Raw genomic sequence first — 19,287 nt, 5'->3', positions numbered from 1 at the left:
CAGCGGACGTTGGCAACAGACCTTTGCTGGCGTTGGAACACGCGAAACGGCAAAAATTCCGTGAGCAGCAGAGTAAATCCTCAGGCTCTCACAAACGGATTCTGACGCATTTCATCCCCCAGCCGAGTGTCTGGACCGTGCCCGGCCACCACTGTGGCGTCTTCGTCGAGGGTGTACAAACGCTGCTTGATCGAACGCACCAGGGTGGCCTGATCTCCGCCCCACAAATCCGTGCGTCCGACCCCACGCTTGAACAGTGTGTCGCCAGCAATCAGAAGCTTAGCTTCAGAAAACCAAAAACTCATGGAACCCGGGGTATGCCCGGGGGTATGCAAGGCCACGCCGCATCCACAGGCCAACTCTTCCTCGTGATCCAGCCAGCGGTCCGGCGACGGCACCGGGGTAAAGGGCACGCCGAACATGCTGCATTGCATCTCCAGGTTGTCCCAGAGGAACTGGTCGTCCTTGTGCAGGTGCAAGGTGGCGCCGGTCTTTTCCTTCATCTGCCCCGAGGCCAGGAAATGGTCCAGATGAGCGTGGGTGTGAATGATGCTCACCACCTTCAGCCCCAGGGCATCGAGGCGGGCCATGATCAAGTCCGGATTGCCGCCCGGATCGACCACTATGGCTTTCTTGGTCAGCGGGTCACCGATGATGGTGCAGTTGCACTGCAACGGACCAACGGGAAAAGTCTCGCGAATCAGGCTGGGGGTAACGGCGCTCATGACAAGGCTCCAGAAAAAACGATCGGCCATTCTGGCACAGCTCGCCGCCACCGCTGACTCAGAACCTCAGTTGCAGCGTCTCTTCGCCTTCCAGCGCCAGCAGATACTGCTTGGCCTGCAGCCCACCGGCAAAGCCGGTCAGGCTTCCCGAAGCGCCGATCACGCGATGACAGGGAGCAACAATCGAAATCGGGTTCCGGCCATTGGCCGCCCCGACTGCCCGCACCGCCTTGGGGTGGCCGATCTGCCGGGCAATCTGGCCGTAGCTGCGGGTTTCACCGAATGGAATGGTCAACAGCGCCTGCCAGACCAGGCACTGGAACTCGGTGCCAGCAAAATCCAGCTCCAGCTCGAAACGCTCGCGGCTGCCGGCAAAGTACTCTTGCAACTGACGCTCGGTTTCCCGCAACAGCGGATGATCGGCCGCTTCCTGCAACGGCCCGAGACGAACCCGATTCTGCCGTTCATGCTCCCAGAGAATCGCCGCCAACTTGCTTCCCCTGGCGACCAGGGTCAGTTGGCCAACCGGGGACGCCATCAATTTGAATACGCAGGACATCTCAGCTCTCCTTCAGTCCGCCAGTGGAGTCGGGCGGGCATCTTGCGCATGCCGCACCGTCCTCTCGAGAGCCTGCACTGTAAAGGGAGATTCAAGCGCAAGAACCACGTTTCTTGCGTTTGAATCCCATGGAGCAGATTCCGCGCATCGAGCGTGCCTGAGGCTAGTCGTCCTCATCCACCAGGTAACAATTGTCACTGCTGCTGCGATGCCCACGGGGATCGACGATAAAGGCTCCGCGGCCCTGGCCGCATTCGAGCAAACGCACCGGCGCCAGCTCGCGCTGACTGTCGATCTGCGCATTCAGACGCACGATATACACCCCAAGGGAAATCGATACACAAAGAATCAACACCAGACACCCCACCAACTGATCGGTGTAACGGGCGCCGGAGTCATCAGAAAGTACTGGCGACATAATCCGACCCTACTGGCTCCTTGCCCTGCCCCATCGCCAACCAATTCAATGGGCCTCCCTGCCCCAGGCGCACCAGAGGCCCCCAGGAGGGTAGTACACAGGCCATCAGGAGCAAGACAATCATAAGCAGCAAGACACCTTTGACCACTGAAAACAGGTTCACGGCAGACGGCACTCCGGACGAGTTGATCCCCAGCTTAGGCCGCGCCGGGTTAACACTGGGTAAACATAGGTAGAACCCTATCCGACTCCGCTATCCTTCCTTCCCTGAGCGCCAAGGGTCCAGGGGGACATACCCGTGCATATCAACCTGCTGCTGGTCGAGGACAACCTCGATCTGGCCAATACCGTCATCGAATACCTGGAAATCAGCGGCATCGTCTGCGACCACGCCAGCAACGGCCAGACCGGCCTTAACCTGGCTCTGAGCCAGCACTACGACGTGATCCTCCTCGACATCATGCTGCCGCGACTGGACGGCCAGCAGCTGTGCCAACAGTTGCGCCAGCAAGGCAGCCAGACGCCAATCCTGATGCTCACTTCACTGGACTCCCTTTCCGACAAGCTCGCCAGCTTTGCCGCCGGGGCCGATGACTACCTGGTCAAACCCTTCGAGCTGGCGGAACTGGTAGCCCGCATTCGCGCCCTGAGCATGCGCCGCAGTGGCCAGGCCAGCCGCCTGCAAGTGGCCGACCTGGTCATGGAACTGTCCACCCGCAAGGTCAGCCGCGCAGGCCAGGAACTGCACTTGTCGCCCATTTGCTGGACCTTGCTGGAATGCCTGATGCGCGCCAGCCCGGAACCCGTGACCCGCGAGCGCCTGGAGGCGACCGTCTGGGGCGATGAACCGCCGGACAGCAATACCCTCAAGGTGCACATGCACCGGCTGCGCAAGACCGTGGACAAATCCTTCAGCCAGCCGCTGATCCACACCATTCCCGGTATTGGCATACAGATGAGGTCACATGCGTAACGGTCTGGGTTTGAAATGGGTGATCAGCGGCAGTTTCCTGCTGCTGATCGCCGTCGTCTTGCTGATCTACAGCCTGCTCCTGCCCGAATACAGCGTGCGCGGCCTGCTCTACACCGCCAGCGCCATGATGGAAGAAGAAGCCCAGTACTTCGCCAGGCACTACAAGAAGGACCCGAACACCCCGCCGCCGCACAATTACTTCTATACCAGCGTCATCGGCAAAGAAGCCCTGCCGGAGAAAATCCGCCACTTGCTGGACACCCCGCCCAGCCTGTCCTTCGGCGCGCTGCAGGCCTTCGGCGACCTGGACTCCGATGACGAGAATGAAGGACGGGCGGTCCTGGCCCAGCCGCTGAGCGACGGCAAGACCCTGTACATGTACGACGTCGACCACGACATGGAAGAAGGCGGCGAAGTGGAGACGCCACTGTCCGACGCCTACATCGAGCGCCAGTTGCGCGGCGTCAACCTCATCAGCCTGGCGGTGTTCGTCCCGGCGCTGATCATCATCGCCCTGCTGGTCTGGTGGCTGGTAAGGCCCCTGGAGCGCATGGCCCAGTGGTCCTCGACCCTCAAGGATGCGGACGCGGTGTCCAGCCAGCGGCCGAGTTTCGGTTTCAAGGAGTTCAACATGCTCGCCGATACCCTGGCCCAAAGCGTGCAGCAGGTGCAGGCCGCCAGCCTGCGCGAAGGCCGCCTGCTGCGCTACACCAGCCATGAACTGCGCACCCCGCTGGCGGTGCTCAAGGCCAATATCGAACTGCTGACCCTGCAATCCGGCGGTGTCCTGCCGCCGCCCCTGCAACGTATCGAGCGCTCGGTACTGAACATGCAGCGCATTGCCGAAACCTTGCTATGGATGAGCCGGGAACTGCCCGAACCCTTGCCCGAGGAGCCCATCGACATGAGCGGCCTGGTCACCGAACTGATCGAGGAGCACCGCTACCTGATCGGCACACGGGATATCGAACTGCTGCTGGACATCAGCAGTACGCCCTGCCGCTTGCCCCTGACCGCCTGCCGCATCGTGGTGGGCAACTTCCTGCGCAATGCCTTGCAGTACGCCGATGAAGGCAGCGTCGAGATCAGTTTCGACTATCCACAGCTGCGCATCGTCAACCGCATCCGGGAAGCCAAGCAGTTGGAGCCGTCCAACGACTTTGGCTATGGCCTGGGCCTGGAATTGATGCGGCAACTCAGTGCCCGGCTCGGCTGGCGCATTGAAGTCCTGATGGAGCAGCAACTCTTCACGGTCACCCTGGACTTCAATGCCGCCCCGCCCGCCGAAGAACTGCCTGCACTGCAGAGCGCTCCAGAGCCTCAGAGTTGACTGCCAGGGTTCTGCTCAAGAGCGCTGAAGGCCAGGAAATACCTGTTCACAAGCGATGAAAAAACTGCCTAGACCAGGCCCTCTCCGACAGCGCTTGTGAGTATCGTTGACGGACAAAAAACCACGCCCGGGGGCCTGTCGGTGCATAACTTGCTTGCAGGAAGCGGACTGCACTTTTCGCACTGCACTCAAGAACCGGGTCATACCGCCCCCGCGCCAAGGCAAAGAACGAGGTTCGCTGTGGCCACCTACAATCTGCGTCAACTCAAGTACTTCATCACCACCGTCGAATGCGGCAGCGTTGCCGAGGCGTCGCGCAAGCTGTATATCGCGCAGCCGTCGATCTCCACTGCCATCAAGGGCCTGGAGGACAGCTTCGGTGTCCAGTTGCTGATTCGCCATCACGCCCTGGGCGTGTCCCTGACCCCAAGCGGTGCACGCTTCTATCGCAAGGCCCAGGAACTGCTGCGCATGGCCAAGGAGTTCGAACAGAACGCCCTGGCCGACAATGATGTGGTGTCCGGGCAGATCGACATCGGCTGCTTTGAAACCGTGGCTCCGCTGTACCTGCCGCAACTGATCGCCGGTTTCAGCGCGCTCTATCCCGGCGTGGAGATACGCATCCGCGACGGCGAGCAACAGGAACTGGTGCAAGGCCTGACCGGGGGCGCCTTCGACCTGGTGATCCTGTATGAACACGAGTTGGACGGCACCATCGAAACCGAGCCGCTGATGCCCGCGCAACGCCCCTATGTGCTGCTGCCGGCCGATCATCGCTACGCCCAGCAAGCCCAGGTTTCACTGCGCGATCTGAGCCTGGAGCCGATGATCCTGCTGGATGTGCAACCCAGCCGGACCTACTTTGTCAGCCTGTTCGAAGAGTTGGGGCTGACCCCGCAGATCGCCTTCAGCTCGCCCTCCATCGAGATGGTGCGGGGCATGGTCGGCCAGGGCTTCGGCTTTTCGATCCTGGTGACTCGCCCCCACTCCCAGTGCTCCTACGACGGCAAGCCGGTGGTGTGCGTGGATATCGTCGAGGAGGTGACCGGCTCAGGCCTGGTCGCCGCCTGGCTCAAGCGTGGCCAGTTGACCAAGCCGGCGCGCCTGTTTGCCGACTACTGCAAGGAACACCTGGCCCGTTGAACGCACATTGCCGCCGACTCGCCCCACACCCGGGCGCCTAGCCCAGCAGCCCCAATTCCTGGGCCCGGGCCACTGCCTGGGTACGGCGTTCCACTCCCAGTTTGCTGTTGATATGGCTGGCATGGGTCTTGACCGTATGCAGGGAGATGAACAGCCGCTCACTGATCTCCTGATTGGAACAGCCCTGAGCGATCAGTTGCAGCACCGATAACTCCCTGGAGCTCAAGGTTTCGCTGGGGGCCGCCGCTTCGTGAAGTTCCCGGGGAGTGGCGGGCAAGCGTTCCAGCAGCGCCTGGGTCAAGGCGGTCGGCAAGCCCTGCTGCAACTGCTCGCGCATCCAGCCGGGATGTTGCGCGATCAGTCCCTCGAAAGGCTGCAACGCGCCCCCCACCGCGGCTTCCAGGGCCTGGAGCAAATCCTGGCGGGCCTCGGGGCCTCGCCCGAGCGCCAGCAATAACTGAGCCTTCTGGGTCAGGGCCATCACGCTCAACAGTTGCCGGCCGCTCTGCCGGCCATGCTCGTCCAACCGCCGCAAACGCTGCTCGGCCCTGGCAGCGTCGCCCTTGATGGTGTCCAGCCGGGCCTGCTGCAGCTCGATATGCAACGGCAGTTGCGGATGGAACTCCGGCGGTGCCGCCGCCTGCTCGCCGGTGTAGGTCTGGCCCAGGCGGCCAAGCCAGGCCTCGGCCAGGTCGGTGCGCCCCTGAGCCAGCCACAGCTCGCATTTCACCAGGGTGATCATTGCCAGGTAGTAGATCGGCGGCACGTCCCAGATGTGCATCAGGCGCTCGGCTTCGGCGAGTTCGGCAAAGGCCCGGGCAAACTCGCCTCGCAGGCCCTCCTGCTTGGCGATCACGCAGTGGCCGATCAACACGCTGATATCGCGACAGGCCCGGGCCTCCACCAGCCCGGCCTGCAGACGCAGCAGACCGGTTTCAGACTGGGCCCGCAGCGTCAGCAGATAGCCTTCATACAGAGTCAGCCGGGCCCGCACCGCGTACAGCCGTTGAGCCGACAGCCCCTGCAGCCGTCGCAACCCCTGGTACACCTCCTCCAGCGCTCTGAACACCTCGCCCCGCGCCTGCAGGACCCGGGCCCGATCGTAATGGGCCAGGGCCTCGAACAGCGGATTGCCAACTCGCTGCGCCAGCTCCAGGGATTCGCGATTGAGACTGCGGGCGCGCCACAGGTCGGCATCGGTAATCGCCAGGTTGGACAGGGTCGACAGGCACATCAGGCGCTGGCCGTAGCGCTTGTGCGGCAGGCTTTCCAGGGCTTCGCTGCAATAGGCCAGGGTTCTTTCGCGCTGCCCGCGACCACGGGCGATGATTCCGCTCAGGGCCAGCCATTGCGCCAGCATCGACTTCTGCGCGGTGGCCGAGGGCGCCGGCAAGAAACGACTCAAGTGCTCGGCCAACTCTTGCGCGGCATCCAGCTGGCAGGCCAGGCCCAGGGCCCAGCTGTAAAGCACGATCAGGCGCGGAGTGCTGATCAACAGGCTGTCGGGCAGGTCCATCTTCCAGCGCAGCAGCATGCCGACATTCTGCTCCGCCAGCAGTTGCTCCTCCGACAGGTTCTGCACCAGGTTGGCCGCCACATCCAGGTGCCCGGCACGCAAAGCCTGTTCCACCGCCTCATCCAGCAACCCTTGGGCATTGAACCAGCGACAGGCGCGCAGATGCAGACTGGCGGCCGGCACCAGGGCATTGGCCGTGGGTCGGGTGCGCAACAGATCGGAAAACAGGTGGTGATAGCGATACCAGTGCCCGTGTTCGTCCAGCGGCACCAGGAACACCTGATGGGCCTGCAGAAACCCGAGGATTTCGGCACTGTCATGGGCCTCGCGCAGGGCATCGCAGAGCTCGGCGCAAAAACGCTCCTGGGGCGCCGTGTCATAGAGGAACGCCTGGACTTCGGCGGGCAGACAGTCGAGGACCTCCTCCAGCAGGTAGTCGCGGATCAGCCCTTCGCCCCCATGCAGCCCCTGGGGCAAGCTGCCCGGCGCCCCCGCCTCGGAGGCCGCCAGCATCCAGAAACGCAACCCCGCTACCCAGCCCTCGCTGCGCTGAATCAGGCTTTCCAGAGCCTCGCCACGCAAGGCGCTGCAGTGGCGATCCAGCAGACTCAGGGACTCGTCATGGGTCAGGCGCAGGTCCTGTTCATTGAGTTCCAGCAACTGTCGCGACAACCGCAGCCGCGCCAGATGCCAGTCCGGGCGCTGGCGACTGGTGACCAGCACCACCAGGCCATCGGGCAGGTGATTGAGGAAGAACTGCAGGCAGCGATCCAGCACCGGGCCCTGGGCCAGGTGATAGTCATCCAGCACCAGCAGCAGCGGTGTACTGCCGGACAGGTGCTGCGCCAACTCGTCCAGCAGGCCGTCGAGCCACTCTTCAAAGGCGAAGGGTTGATGGCGCTGGCGCATTTTCAACAGCCCGAGAGACTGCCGGCCCAGTTGGGGAAAGTACTGCTGCAAGCCTGCCAGCAGACGCTCGAGGAAGCGTCCGGGATCGCTGTCCCGACGGCTCAACCCCAGCCACAGGCTCTGCCAGTTTCCCGGCAAGCCCTGGCAGAACTCCACCGCCAGCGAGCTCTTGCCGAATCCGGCCGGCGCGCTGACCAGCAACAGCCTGCCCTTCAACCCGGCGCTCAAGCGTTCGCAAAGACGCGGCCGCTGCACGTATCCGTCGGGCAGAGGGGGCCGATAGAAACGCCCTTCCAACGCGGGAATCACCGCGCTGGCAGACCGTTGAAGGGAGGACAGCTCAGTCATGGCCAACTCTTATTGATGTAGGGTTGTCGGCGTAGCAGATGCCCGCAGACTAGCGGTAAAAAGCGACCTGTTGAAGATTTTTGCGACCATTCGGGTAAAAAAGACTATGTCCAAATGGGTCAGATATATCTGACTGATCAGTCGATATTTCAGATGCTTATTAAGCAACTTGCTCATTCTCTTGAAGAAAACCAGCCTAGCCCACCTGGATTGTTGTGCACTTCCCCGAGCGCATGGTTTTTCAGGCAAAAAAAAGCCCCGAACCAGTCGGGGCAATTTCAGAGGATGCGGCCTCTATTTGCAGCGGCTCAGCGAACCCCGTCCTGACGCAGGGCGGCTGGGGTGAAATCGCTGGTGGTAGCGGTGAAGCCGAAGTCGTATGCCTGCTTCTCTTCGTTCTTCATGCCCAGCGCCAGGTAGCGACCGGACTGCAAGTCGTAGAGGGTTTCCAGGGCGTACCACGGCACTTGCTTGTCGTAGTAGTTCTCGGCATGGGCCTCGGCCACGCGCCACAGTTGGCCACGACCGTCGTAATGGTCGATCACCGCCGCCTGCCAGGTGTCCTCGTCGATATAGAAGTCACGCTTGGCGTAGATGTGGCGCTGGCCTTCCTTCAGGGTCGCGACCACATGCCAGACCCGACGCAGCTCGTAGCGGGCCAGATCCTGGTTGATGTGCCCGGCCTTGATGATGTCGGCGTACTTCAGGCTCGGCGAATCGAGCTTGTAGCTGTCGGAGGCGATGTACATCTCCTTCTTGCCTTCCAGTTTCCAGTCGTAGCGATCCGGAGCGCCGTTGTACATGTCCAGGTTGTCGGAGGTACGCAGGCCGTCGGCCGCGGTACCCGGGCCGTCATAGGAGACTTGCGGAGCACGGCGCACACGCCGCTGGCCGGCGTTGTAGACCCAGGCCGAACGCGGTTCCTTCACCTGGTCGAGGGTTTCGTGAACCAGCAGCACACCACCGGCCAGACGCGCCGGGGCGGTCACTTTCTGCTTGAAGTAGAACAGGATGTTGCCCGGGTTCTTCGGGTCGTAGTCCTTCATCTTGTCGCGGAACACGAACTGGTCCTGGAAGTACACCAGGCTGTAGGAGCCGTTGGCCTGCGGCGTGGCCTGGGTCACCAGGCGGGTCACGCTGCCACCGCGATAGCGGGTGATGTGGTTCCAGATCACTTCCACACCGCTTTTCGGGATCGGGAACGGGATCGCGGTTTCGAAGTTCTCCAGGCCGTTGCCGCCGGACACCAGGTTGGTTTTGGTGGCGTTGCGCTTGATCGCGGCGAACACGTCAGCCGGCACCGTGGCCCCGCGATGGGATGGATAGACCGGCATCTTGAAGGTTTCCGGGTAGCGTTTGAACATCGCGTACTGCCCCGGCGCCAGCTTGTCCTTGTACTGCTCGACGTTCTGCGCGGTGATGGTGAACAGCGGTTGCTCGCTGCCGAAGGGGTTGGACAGGAAACCCTTGCTGTCCACCGCGCCGGCGTTGGTCGCCAGCGGCTTCCAGGCCGGAATGGTGCCGGCGGCGTTGCCGGCCATTTCCGCGCCCATCGGCGTCAGGCTGGTGCCCAGCTTGGCCGCTTCATCGGCCGAAACCGCGGCCATGACCCCGGTGGCCAGCAGTGACAGTCCCAGCACACCGACGTGCAACAGACTCTTGGTGATTTTCATCATGTTGTTCTTCCTGAAAATGCAGTGTGCTTAGAAGTTCACGCCAACGCTCAAGGCGAGGAAGTCCCGGTCATCCACGGTACTGAAGTCGCCACCAAAGAAGTTGGTGTAGGCCAGGCTCGCGGTGTAGGTGTTCTGGTACTCGGCATCCAGCCCCAGGCTGATGGCCTTGCGGCCTTCCTCGAAGTTGCCGCCAGGACCTGGCGAGTAACCCTTGACGTCATGGGACCAGGCCACGTTGGGCTTGAGGTTCACACCGGCGAACACATCCGGGTATTCCCAGATGGCACGACCGCGGTAGCCCCAGGAAGTGGCGGTGGTGAAACCGTCGTTGTTGCAGTTGGTGGTGCGGTTGCTGGCATCAGTGCCCGCCCCGGCTCCGGCGATGGTGCTGCTGTTGAGGGTGGCGCAGAAACCGTTCGGCAAGGTGCCAGGCCCGAAGACCGGATCGCGGCCATAACGCGCTTTAGTCTTGCTTTCCAGGCCTCCGACATAAGTCATGCCGACTTCACCCACCAGCGTGAGCCGGCTGGCGCCCATGACCTGATCGAAGAAGTGCGTGAAGGTGGTCTGCAGCTGGGTAATTTCCTTGCGGTTATAGCCGTGCAGGTCCTGCCCGGGAGTGCCTTTCAAGACGGATGCGTTGCCAAAGCCGGCAATGGGTGTCACGCCGGCAAACAGGATGTCGGTGGAGTTCAGCTGTACCGGTGCATTGGGGCGATAGCTCAATTCGCCGCTCCAGGCCGTGCCGGTAGGCAAGGTGGTGGAGAAACTCAGACCGTATAGACGGATATCTTCCGGATACTCGACGAAGTAGTTGGAGTTGCCTGCCACGATCAGCGGCCTGGCGCTAGCCAACGGCCCCAACGGCATCGTGTAGTAGCGCGACGCAGCGCCCTGGGCACTGAAGATCGGCGCGCGACTGTGGTAATTCATGAAGTAGGCGCCGAACTCGGTATCCAGCGGCTCGTAGTTGTAGCGAAAGGCCACGCCGAACTGGCCACTGTCGCGGGCATCACGGTCTGCGCCACGACGCACCAGAACACCTTCGTTGTTAACGTCCACCCCTAGGGCGTTCAGGGTCGGGAACGCTGCCGGGTTGATGGTCGAGCGCTTGTTCAGCACCCGCAGATTGTTGTCGCAACCATCGGAAATGATGTCCGGCTGCGAAAAGAAGGTGCCGCAGTTATCGGTAACGGTCTGGTCCCACTCCAGCTGGTAGAAGGCTTCGGCCGAGAGGTTCTCGGTAAGGGCCTGGGAGATGTAGAACATGTTGACCGGAATCAGGCCTTCCTTGATCTCGGCACCTGGGCGACGGAACGCCGATACGTCGATGGGGTTGATCGAGTTGATACCGCCACCGATGAAGGTGCTTTCACCCCAGCTCACCACTTGCTTGCCGAAACGCACGGAGCCCGGCTCATCGGCGATGGAATAGTTGTGGTAGATGAAGGCATCGAGGATCTGCCCGCCGGAGGACTTGGCGCCTTCCTTGCGGTTGTTGTCGCTGATGTTCTTGAAGTCCAGGTCTTCGTCTTTGAGCTTGAAGTCATACCAGTACTTGCCACGGACAAACACACCGGTATCGCCGTACTTCAATTCCAGGTCATGGATGCCCTTGAAGATCTTCGAGAAGGTCTGGCCCTTGTTGAAGTTCAAGTGGCCGTCATCGGAGGTCTGGGACAGGCCCTTGCCACCATTGTTGACCCCGATCAGGTCCTTGTTGCGCCCGGCGGTGGACCAACTGGCTCCCAGGGAAAGGGACGAATCGAAGCTGCCTTCGATTTCACCGATGTTGAAACTGACGCCGAATGCCGGCCCGGCGAGCGTGGAGGCGAGACCGACGGCCAGGGGCAGTTTTGCCCGGCGCCAGAACTGGTTTGCTGATGTCATCGACGCTACTCCATGTGCATTATTGTTATGGCAGTACGCTCTTCTGAAGACGCTGCGGATACCGGGTCGATCAACACTGCCCCAGGCCCGAAGTTGCGTGGCGCGAGCACCCCACAATGCTCCGTCCTTCAGAAAAATCCGTGAACGGACTATATCCAGCGGGGATTACTGCTTGATCCCTCTAAAGTGTGATTTGCAACCACCCACCGCGCTGGAACAACCCTTTGCCACAGCCGTTGAATGACGGCGCGGTAAGGATGGCTGAAAATCTCGCGAGCACAAGACAAAGGCTTGCCGGATGGGCATGCCGTGCCCCGGCGGGCACGGCAGAGGACGCTCAAAGCGTGGAGAGGAAGGTGCTGTTACTGGCTTGCCATTCGCTGATGTCAACGCGGATGCGCTTCTTGTCGAGCTTGCCAACGCTGGTCTTGGGAATTTCAGTAACAAGGGCAATCTGACTGGGAATCGCCCACTTGCTCAAGTGACCCAATTCCACGAATGGCTTGAGATGCTCCTTGAGCTCGCGGGCACCAATGGCATGACCCTCGCGGATCACCAGCAGGGCGAACGGGCGCTCGCCCCACTGCGGATCGGCAATGCCCACCACAGCTACTTCGCGTACCGCCGCGTGGCGACTGATGAGGTCTTCCAGGTCCAGGGACGAGATCCACTCACCCCCGGTCTTGATCACGTCCTTGATCCGGTCACGGATGTCGATCACCCCCATGCTGTCCAGGGTCGCCACATCGCCGGTGTGCAACCAGCCGCCTTCCCACAGCTCGGCGCCCTTCTGCGGCTCGTTGAAATAGCCTTCGGTCAGCCAGGGCGACCGCAGCACCAGTTCACCCTGAGCATCACCGTCCGCCGGCAGGAAGTTGCCTTCGGCATCGATGATCGCCGCTTCCACCAGTGGCACCGGCACCCCGGCCTTGATCCGGTAGGTGGTGCGTTCTTCTTCACTGCCGGCCATCAACTCATCATTGAGGTGGGCACAGGACACCAGCGGACCGGTTTCCGACATGCCGTAGGCAGCAGTCAGTTGAATGCCCCGGGCCTTGGCCGCCTCATACAGGGCACGGTTCAGCGAGCTGCCGCCGATGACGATCTTCCAACCGCCGAAATCGGTGCCTTGGGCCGCCTTGGCATTGAGCACCATCTGCAGGATGGTCGGCACGCAGTGGGAGAAGGTGACCTTTTCCCGACGCCACAGCTCCACCAGGTACTCCGGATCGTAGCGCCCCGGGTAGACCTGCTTGAGCCCGAGCATGGTGGCCACATAGGGCAGGCCCCAGGCATGCACGTGGAACATCGGGGTGATGGGCATGTACACATCGTTGGTGCCCAGCAGCCGCACGCTGTCGATGGCGCCCATGACAGTGGACACGCCCAGGGTGTGCAGCACCAGTTGCCGATGGGTGAAATACACCCCCTTGGGATTGCCGGTGGTGCCGGTGGTGTAGAAGGTGGTGGCCACCGAATTCTCGTCGAAATCCTCGAACTGATAGTGCGGGCTGGCAGCAGCCAGCAATGTCTCGTATTCCCCTACCAGGTTCGGCAGCTCGGCGGTTTTCTCCGGCGCATCGGTGAGCAGCAGGGTTTTCTCCACCGTGGTCAGGTGCCCGGCGATGGCCTGGTACAGACCGACGAATTCACTGTTGACCAGCACGAAACGGTCTTCGGCGTGGTTCATGGTGTAGAGGATCTGCTCCGGCGACAGGCGCACGTTGATGGTGTGGATCACCGCGCCAATCATCGGGATGGCGAACATGCACTCCAGGTAGCGATGGCTGTCCCAGTCCATGACGGCCACGGTGTCGCCGGCCTTGACCCCGGCGGCGGTCAATACGTTGGCCAGGCGCGCCACACGTTCGATCAGGGTCGGATAGGTGTAGCGCAACTGATCGCGGTAGATGATCTCGCGGGTTTTCTCGTAACGACTGCCGGACATCAGCAGCCGCTTGATCAGGAGCGGGTATTGATAGGCGCCTTCGGCGGGGGGGATAACACGAGTCTGCAACATAAGAATCCCTTTTCTGACGGCTCGGTCGTAGCTGGAGAATACTCACTCTAGAGTGCCTGTGCGCCTGCTAAATCAGCCAAAGGGATGATTTGCAGAGCCGTACAAATACTAGCTCCAAGCCAGCATTGGTGCGGCTCTGCCTCAGATCAAGCGCTCTGTCCCACCGCCGCTTCGGCCGGAGTCCGGGGAAACGCCAGCGCAGCGGCAAAGGTCAGCGCGGCAAACCCGGCGAGGATCAGATACAGGCCACTCAAACCCTGGCGCGGCTCCACCAGGGCAATCAACGGAATGGCCGTGGCGCTGGCCCCGAACGACAGGCAGTAACGCAGGGCGAAGACCCGCGACTGCCACTGCGGCGCGACGAAGTTGGCGACCATGGCGTCATTCACCGTGACCTGGCCAAACACCACGAACATGAAGGCCGCCCCCAGCAGGATCACGCTCCAGCCCTCGCTGTGGGCCATGGCCAGCAGCAGCGGCGCCTGAAACAGGGTCAAGACGATAAAAGGCCACTTCAGGCTGAAACGATGCAAGACCCGGCCAATGGTCAACTGCGCCACCGCACCGAAGGCATAGGCCAGGCTGACCACCAGGCCCAGGGTCTGCGGCGAGGTGAACAGCTCGTGCAGGCGTTCCTGAAACAGCTTGGGGTAGGTCATGGTAGTGGCGTTGAACACCACCCCGCCGGTGGCCGTGGCCAGGGCCAAGACACCGAACACCAGGAACATGGAGATCTGCTGCCCGCCCTTGCCCTTCAAGCCGACGTGGGGCCGTACCGGCACCGGTTCGTCACGCACCTGCCAGGCAAAGCCGATTCCCAGCAGGATCGCCACCGCTCCCGGCAGGATAAAAGCCGAACGCCAGCCGAACCGGGCCACCAGAAAACCGCTGATCAGCGCCGAAAAAGCCACGCCGAGATTGCCCCACATGCCGTTGATGCCGATCTCCCGTCCACGATTCTGTGCATAGGCCACCAGCATGGCCGTGCCCACCGGGTGGTAGATCGCAGCGAACACCCCCATCAGGGTCAGGCCGATCACCAACAGGGTCGGGCTGTTGCTCAGGCCGGTAAGGATCGACGCCGCGCCGATGCCGAAGAAGAACAGCAACATCATCTGTCGTCGGCTCCAGTGATCCCCCAGCCAGCCAGCGGGTAGCGAACAGGCGCCAAAAGCGATGAAACCGCCCAGGGACAGACCGATCAGCGCGGCATAGTCCAGGGCAAAGGCCTGGGTCATGCCCAGCACGGCGGCGGGAAAGATCAGCATGAACATGTGATCGATGACATGGGCGGCGTTGACGTAGCGGATAACGTTTCGAGCTTGATTCATGGCGGCACACAAGGTTGGTGGTTGTGCCGCCTATGCTAAGTTGGCTGTTTACAGCATTCCTGACAACAAAGTCATTGGATCGGACATGTTAATCAGCCACTTCCACCACGGCCCGGTGAGCGCCTATCCCCGCGACTATCCCGATGCCGCCCACCAGCCCTCCCATCGCCATCGCGAAGCGCAGTTTCTCTACGCCGCCTGCGGCACCATGCGCGTGGTCACCGCCCAAGGCGCCTGGGTGATTCCGCCAACCCGCGCGGTGTGGATCCCCCCTCTGGTGGAACATGAAATCTTCATGGTCGGCGAGGTCCGCATGCGCTCCTTGTTCATTGCCGCGCACCTGTCTCCGCCGTCCTTGCAACAGTGCTGTGTGCTGGCGGTGACACCCCTGCTGCGGGAGCTGATCCTGCGGGCGGTGCAAGGGCCGGAGCAGGCGGAAAACCCGCTGATCCAACAATTGATGCTGGAAGAGATCGCTGGCTTGGAGAACCTGCCCCTGCACATTCCCATGCCCCAGGACCGGCGCCTGCAGAGCATCTGCCGAACCCTGCTGCAGACCCCGGACCATCCCCACACCCTGGAAGACTGGGCACAGCAGGTCGGTGCCAGTTCGCGCACCCTGGCGCGGCTGTTTCAACAGCAGGTGCAGATGAATTTCAATGCCTGGCGCCAGCAACTGCGCCTGATGGAAGCCCTGCCCCGCCTGCTCGCCGGGGAAAGCGTGCACAGCGTGGCGGACTCATTGGGATATGGCAGCGCCCGGGCCTTCAGCGCGATGTTCTGCCGCCTGCTGGGGGACACGCCACGGCATTACGTGGCGACCCTGAACCAGCTCAGCGCACTCAATGCATCTCGGTGAAGGCCAGTTTCACACCGATGGCGATCAGCACCGCGCCCATGGTGCGGTCGAACCAATGGCCCATGCGGGCGAAGCCGGCACGAACCCGCTGCTGGCTGAACAGCATCGCCACCAGGCAGAACCAGAGCGCGGTCGCCGCCGCCAGGTAGACCCCGTAACCGGCCTGGATCGCCAGGGGCGTGTGCGGATTGATCACCACGGTGAACAGCGAGAGGAAGAACAGGGTCGCCTTGGGGTTCAGGCCATTGGTGACAAAACCCGAGGTGAAGGCTCCGCGGGCGGTCCGCGCCCCGGCTTCCTTATGCAGATCGTCCACCGCCGGCTTGGCCGGCTGGGCGCGCAGGGCCTTGAAGCCGATGTACAGCAAGTAGGCGGCCGCCAGCCACTTCAGGGCGTTGAACAGCACGATGGATTGGGAAACGATCAGGCCGATCCCCAGCAGTGAATAACCCACGTGCAGGAAGATTGCGCAGCCCACGCCCAGGGCGGTCCAGGTGCCGGCGCGACGGCCGTGGGTCACGCTTTCGCGCACCACCACGGCGAAATCCGGGCCGGGGCTGGCCACCGCCAGCAAGTGGATCAGGGCAACGGTCAAGAACTCGGTGAGGTACATGCAGGCTCCTGTGTATGTCTAATTATTTCATCTGTTAGGCTCGGCAGATTACGCCTTAGATCTCCCGTGCAAAAGGTACAGTTCATGACCAACAATCGCCGCGCCGTCTTCCTCGATCACAGCTCGCTGGACCTGGGCGACCTGGACCTGAGTGCGCTGCACGACTGCTTCAGCCCCCTGCAAGTGCATGCCCAGACCCCCGCGGAGCAGGTGATCGAGCGCCTGCAAGGCGCTCAGGTGGTCATCAGCAACAAGGTCGTCCTGAGCGCCGAAACCCTGGCGGCCTGCCCCGATCTGCAACTGATCCTGGTGGCCGCCACCGGCACCAACAATGTCGATCTGAACGCGGCCCGCCAGCAAGGCATCTGTGTCAGCAACTGCCAGGGCTATGGCACGCCATCGGTGGCCCAGCACACCCTGATGCTGCTGCTCAATCTCGCCACTCGGGTTGCCGACTACCAAAAGGCGGTGGCCTCCGGTCGCTGGCAGCAGGCCAAGCAGTTCTGCCTACTGGACTTCCCCATCATCGAACTCGCGGGCAAGACCCTCGGCCTGCTGGGCAATGGCGAACTGGGCAGCGCCGTGGCGCGCCTGGCCGAAGCCTTTGGCATGCGCGTGGTATTGGGTCAGATCCCCGGACGCCCGGCGCGAGCGGATCGCCTGCCGCTGGAGGAACTGCTGCCACAAGTGGATGCCCTGACCCTGCACTGCCCACTCAACGAACACACCCGGAACTTCATCGGTGCCCGGGAGCTGGCCCTGCTCAAGCCCGGCGCCCTGGTGATCAACACCGCCCGCGGCGGCCTGATCGACGAACAGGCCCTGGCCGATGCCCTGCGCAGCGGCCATCTGGGCGGCGCGGCCACCGACGTGCTGAGCGTCGAACCGCCGGTGGCCGGCAATCCCCTGCTGGCCGGTGATATCCCGCGTCTGATCGTTACCCCGCACAACGCCTGGGGCAGCCGCGAGGCCCGCCAGCGGATCGTCGGTCAGCTGACGGAAAATGCCCGGGCCTTCTTCAGTGGCGCCCCGCTGCGGGTCGTGAGTTGATAAACTTCGCCACTTTTTTGGGGGCGGATCATGGATACACGCAGCGAAGTACTGTTACGCCAGGCTGAGTTGTTTCAAGGCTCACTGCTGCTGGCCGGCCTGGCCGCGGACGATCTGCTGGGCCGCCTGCCCAACGCCCGGGGCTGGAGCTGGCACGCCGGTGACCACGCGGCCCTGGAGGCACGCTTTCCGGGGCGCTGCCACTTCGGCGTAGCCGCGCCGGCCGAGGCCTTCGACAGCGCCGTGCTGTTTCTGCCCAAATCCAAGGACCTGACCGACTACCTGCTCAATGCCCTGGCCTCGCGCCTGGCCGGGCGCGAGCTGTACCTGGTGGGCGAGAAGCGCAGCGGCGTGGAAAGCGCCGCCAGGCAACTCAACCCCTTCGGCAAACCGCGCAAGCTCGACAGCGCGCGCCACTGCCAACTGTGGCAGGTCACGGTTGCCAACGCTCCCGCAGCGCTGGCGCTGGAGAGCCTGGCCCAGGAATACCAACTGCCCCTGGCCGAAGGTCCGTTGACGGTCGTCAGCCTGCCGGGCGTGTTCAGCCATGGGCGCCTGGATCGCGGCACCGCGTTGCTGCTGGAGCACCTGGATCACCTGCCCGCCGGTCATCTGCTGGACTTTGGCTGCGGCGCCGGGGTCCTGGGCGCCACGGTGAAACGCCGTTACCCGGACAACCGCGTGACCCTGCTGGATGTGGACGCCTTTGCCGCCGCCAGCAGTCGCCTGACCCTGGCCGCCAACGGTCTGCAAGCCGAGGTGCTGACCGGTGATGGCATCGACGCCGCGCCCATGGAATTGAACGGCATCCTGACCAATCCACCCTTCCATACCGGGGTTCACACCGACTACCAGGCAACGGAAAACCTGCTGCGAAAAGCAAGCCAACATCTACAAAAAGGCGGCGAACTACGGGTAGTCGCCAACAGCTTCCTGCGCTACCAACCGCTGATCGAAGAGCACTTGGGGCCGTGCGCGATCAAAGCCGAAGGCCAGGGTTTCCGGATTTACCGGGCCAAGCGCGGCTGAGAAGGTTTTTCGCAGACAAGGCTTGCCGAATGGATTTTGCCTAGGCAGAATCCGCTCCGTCCTAGGGGAGTAGTCTCCCACGAGCGCCACGCTCGTCCGGCATGCGTCAACATACTTGGTCCTCAGACCATGGCGCATGCGACCCAAGAGTCCGCACAGACGGACCGCAGGGTTTGACAAGACCTATGACACGCACACCTTACCCGGGGCGGGAAGGCTGTACGTGTCATAGCCGTGTCGACCCGCCCCTTAGGAAAACCCTGATGATGCTGGATTCTCTCCTCGTTCCCACCGCAATCGTTGCCTTGGCCGAAATCGGCGACAAGACGCAACTGCTCGCCCTGATTCTTGCCGCGCGCTTTCGCAAGCCCTGGCCGATCATCGCCGGTATCGTCGCCGCGACCCTGGCCAACCATGCGGCCGCCGGTGCGGTAGGTGCCTGGTTCGGCAGCTTCTTCTCGGATTCGACCCTGCACTGGATCCTTGCCGCCAGCTTCACCGCCACCGCGCTGTGGACCCTGGTACCGGACAAGATGGATGACGATGAAGCCACGACCGCCCGCAAGTTCGGACCGTTCCTGACCACCCTGATCGCCTTCTTCCTGGCGGAAATCGGTGACAAGACCCAGGTCGCCACCGTCATGCTGGCGGCGCAATACCCGGACCTGTGGCTGGTGATCATCGGCACCACCCTGGGCATGCTGATTGCCAACGTACCGGTGGTACTGGCGGGCAACTTCGCCGCGGACAAACTGCCCCTGACCCTGATTCGTCGCCTGGCGGCGTCGGCCTTCTTCATCCTCGCCGTGGTGGCGGTGTACAAGGCCATGCAGATCAGCGGCTGGCTGTAAACGAAATCGCCGGCAAACCGACTCCCACACAACCTGTAGGAGCCGGC

General features: G+C 62.5%; 16 protein-coding genes and 1 riboswitch. Of the genes, 7 read left to right on the top strand and 9 right to left on the bottom strand.

The features are described 5' to 3' along the window. Positions 1–80 precede the first annotated feature (80 nt). From BLV47_RS04720 to BLV47_RS04710, 3 genes are all read right to left on the bottom strand, one after another. Entirely contained in the window at positions 81–725 is a 645-nt protein-coding gene (locus tag BLV47_RS04720) for an MBL fold metallo-hydrolase (protein WP_092310468.1), read from the bottom strand. Positions 726–783: 58 nt separating this feature from the next. Further along, the gene (locus tag BLV47_RS04715; protein ID WP_092310465.1) at positions 784–1,284 is read right to left on the bottom strand and encodes a methylated-DNA--[protein]-cysteine S-methyltransferase; all 501 of its coding nucleotides are present in this window, start codon (positions 1,282–1,284) and stop codon (positions 784–786) included. Positions 1,285–1,447: 163 nt separating this feature from the next. After that, a complete protein-coding gene (locus BLV47_RS04710) occupies positions 1,448–1,702 on the bottom strand; it encodes a hypothetical protein (protein ID WP_092310462.1) in 255 nt (84 codons plus the stop codon). A gap of 298 nt (positions 1,703–2,000) precedes the next feature. On the opposite strand from BLV47_RS04710, the gene BLV47_RS04700 reads away from it, so the two are divergent. The 3 genes from BLV47_RS04700 (at position 2,001) to BLV47_RS04690 (ending at position 5,148) form a co-directional block, all read left to right on the top strand. Continuing rightward, the gene (locus tag BLV47_RS04700) at positions 2,001–2,675 is read left to right on the top strand and encodes a response regulator transcription factor (protein ID WP_092310456.1); all 675 of its coding nucleotides are present in this window, start codon (positions 2,001–2,003) and stop codon (positions 2,673–2,675) included. Then, positions 2,668–4,005, top strand: coding sequence for a sensor histidine kinase (locus tag BLV47_RS04695; protein WP_092310453.1), 1,338 nt, complete (start codon positions 2,668–2,670; stop codon positions 4,003–4,005). The genes BLV47_RS04700 and BLV47_RS04695 overlap by 8 nt, the downstream gene beginning before the upstream one ends. A 240-nt stretch (positions 4,006–4,245) precedes the next feature. Then, a complete protein-coding gene (locus BLV47_RS04690; protein WP_092310450.1) occupies positions 4,246–5,148 on the top strand; it encodes a LysR family transcriptional regulator in 903 nt (300 codons plus the stop codon). Positions 5,149–5,185: 37 nt separating this feature from the next. On the opposite strand, the gene BLV47_RS04685 is transcribed toward BLV47_RS04690, so the two are convergent. The 5 genes from BLV47_RS04685 to BLV47_RS04665 form a co-directional block, all read right to left on the bottom strand. Continuing rightward, positions 5,186–7,921 carry a winged helix-turn-helix domain-containing protein gene (locus tag BLV47_RS04685; protein ID WP_092310447.1) on the bottom strand — a complete coding sequence of 912 codons (2,736 nt, stop codon included), beginning with the start codon at positions 7,919–7,921 and terminating at the stop codon, positions 5,186–5,188. A 308-nt stretch (positions 7,922–8,229) separates the two neighbouring features. Continuing rightward, positions 8,230–9,594: a DUF1329 domain-containing protein gene (locus tag BLV47_RS04680; protein ID WP_092317040.1), complete on the bottom strand. Its 1,365-nt coding sequence runs from the start codon at positions 9,592–9,594 to the stop codon at positions 8,230–8,232. A gap of 30 nt (positions 9,595–9,624) precedes the next feature. After that, entirely contained in the window at positions 9,625–11,487 is a 1,863-nt protein-coding gene (locus BLV47_RS04675) for a DUF1302 domain-containing protein (RefSeq protein ID WP_092310444.1), read from the bottom strand. 337 nt (positions 11,488–11,824) lie between these two features. Next, on the bottom strand, positions 11,825–13,507 hold the full coding sequence (locus BLV47_RS04670) for a fatty acid--CoA ligase (protein WP_092310441.1): 1,683 nt from the start codon (positions 13,505–13,507) through the stop codon (positions 11,825–11,827). A 146-nt stretch (positions 13,508–13,653) separates the two neighbouring features. Then, positions 13,654–14,838, bottom strand: coding sequence for an MFS transporter (locus BLV47_RS04665; protein ID WP_092310438.1), 1,185 nt, complete (start codon positions 14,836–14,838; stop codon positions 13,654–13,656). An 85-nt stretch (positions 14,839–14,923) separates the two neighbouring features. Here BLV47_RS04665 and BLV47_RS04660 point away from each other — a divergent pair, with 85 nt between their 5' ends. Further along, a complete protein-coding gene (locus BLV47_RS04660) occupies positions 14,924–15,697 on the top strand; it encodes an AraC family transcriptional regulator (protein ID WP_092310436.1) in 774 nt (257 codons plus the stop codon). On the opposite strand, the gene BLV47_RS04655 is transcribed toward BLV47_RS04660, so the two are convergent. Continuing rightward, positions 15,681–16,310, bottom strand: a complete 630-nt coding sequence (locus BLV47_RS04655; protein ID WP_092310433.1) for a LysE family translocator — start codon at positions 16,308–16,310, stop codon at positions 15,681–15,683. The genes BLV47_RS04660 and BLV47_RS04655 overlap by 17 nt on opposite strands. Positions 16,311–16,394: 84 nt before the next feature. Between BLV47_RS04655 and BLV47_RS04650 the strand changes: the two genes are divergently transcribed. The 3 genes from BLV47_RS04650 to BLV47_RS04640 all read left to right on the top strand — a co-directional run bounded on the left by BLV47_RS04650 (position 16,395) and on the right by BLV47_RS04640 (position 19,240). Then, positions 16,395–17,360, top strand: a complete 966-nt coding sequence (locus tag BLV47_RS04650; RefSeq protein WP_092310430.1) for a 2-hydroxyacid dehydrogenase — start codon at positions 16,395–16,397, stop codon at positions 17,358–17,360. A 30-nt stretch (positions 17,361–17,390) separates the two neighbouring features. Then, positions 17,391–18,389: a class I SAM-dependent methyltransferase gene (locus tag BLV47_RS04645; RefSeq protein WP_092310427.1), complete on the top strand. Its 999-nt coding sequence runs from the start codon at positions 17,391–17,393 to the stop codon at positions 18,387–18,389. Positions 18,390–18,440: 51 nt separating this feature from the next. Continuing rightward, positions 18,441–18,564, top strand: a riboswitch (yybP-ykoY riboswitch). A 91-nt stretch (positions 18,565–18,655) separates the two neighbouring features. After that, positions 18,656–19,240: a TMEM165/GDT1 family protein gene (locus tag BLV47_RS04640; RefSeq protein ID WP_047285503.1), complete on the top strand. Its 585-nt coding sequence runs from the start codon at positions 18,656–18,658 to the stop codon at positions 19,238–19,240. Positions 19,241–19,287: the final 47 nt, after the last annotated feature.

Source organism: Pseudomonas saponiphila, assembly GCF_900105185.1.
In the GTDB taxonomy this organism is placed as follows: domain Bacteria; phylum Pseudomonadota; class Gammaproteobacteria; order Pseudomonadales; family Pseudomonadaceae; genus Aquipseudomonas; species Aquipseudomonas saponiphila.
This window is presented reverse-complemented; position numbering and strand designations above follow the sequence as displayed.

What these genes read in the sequence shown, in the direction of transcription:
- BLV47_RS04710 (WP_092310462.1), bottom strand. Translation starts at nt 1,702, where the DNA reads ATGTCGCCAGTACTTTCTGATGACTCCGGCGCCCGTTACACCGATCAG.
- BLV47_RS04660 (WP_092310436.1), top strand. Translation starts at nt 14,924, where the DNA reads ATGTTAATCAGCCACTTCCACCACGGCCCGGTGAGCGCCTATCCCCGC.
- BLV47_RS04665 (WP_092310438.1), bottom strand. Translation starts at nt 14,838, where the DNA reads ATGAATCAAGCTCGAAACGTTATCCGCTACGTCAACGCCGCCCATGTC.
- BLV47_RS04675 (WP_092310444.1), bottom strand. Translation starts at nt 11,487, where the DNA reads ATGACATCAGCAAACCAGTTCTGGCGCCGGGCAAAACTGCCCCTGGCC.
- BLV47_RS04655 (WP_092310433.1), bottom strand. Translation starts at nt 16,310, where the DNA reads ATGTACCTCACCGAGTTCTTGACCGTTGCCCTGATCCACTTGCTGGCG.
- BLV47_RS04645 (WP_092310427.1), top strand. Translation starts at nt 17,391, where the DNA reads ATGGATACACGCAGCGAAGTACTGTTACGCCAGGCTGAGTTGTTTCAA.
- BLV47_RS04680 (WP_092317040.1), bottom strand. Translation starts at nt 9,594, where the DNA reads ATGAAAATCACCAAGAGTCTGTTGCACGTCGGTGTGCTGGGACTGTCA.
- BLV47_RS04715 (WP_092310465.1), bottom strand. Translation starts at nt 1,284, where the DNA reads ATGTCCTGCGTATTCAAATTGATGGCGTCCCCGGTTGGCCAACTGACC.
- BLV47_RS04720 (WP_092310468.1), bottom strand. Translation starts at nt 725, where the DNA reads ATGAGCGCCGTTACCCCCAGCCTGATTCGCGAGACTTTTCCCGTTGGT.
- BLV47_RS04670 (WP_092310441.1), bottom strand. Translation starts at nt 13,507, where the DNA reads ATGTTGCAGACTCGTGTTATCCCCCCCGCCGAAGGCGCCTATCAATAC.
- BLV47_RS04685 (WP_092310447.1), bottom strand. Translation starts at nt 7,921, where the DNA reads ATGACTGAGCTGTCCTCCCTTCAACGGTCTGCCAGCGCGGTGATTCCC.
- BLV47_RS04650 (WP_092310430.1), top strand. Translation starts at nt 16,395, where the DNA reads ATGACCAACAATCGCCGCGCCGTCTTCCTCGATCACAGCTCGCTGGAC.
- BLV47_RS04640 (WP_047285503.1), top strand. Translation starts at nt 18,656, where the DNA reads ATGCTGGATTCTCTCCTCGTTCCCACCGCAATCGTTGCCTTGGCCGAA.
- BLV47_RS04695 (WP_092310453.1), top strand. Translation starts at nt 2,668, where the DNA reads ATGCGTAACGGTCTGGGTTTGAAATGGGTGATCAGCGGCAGTTTCCTG.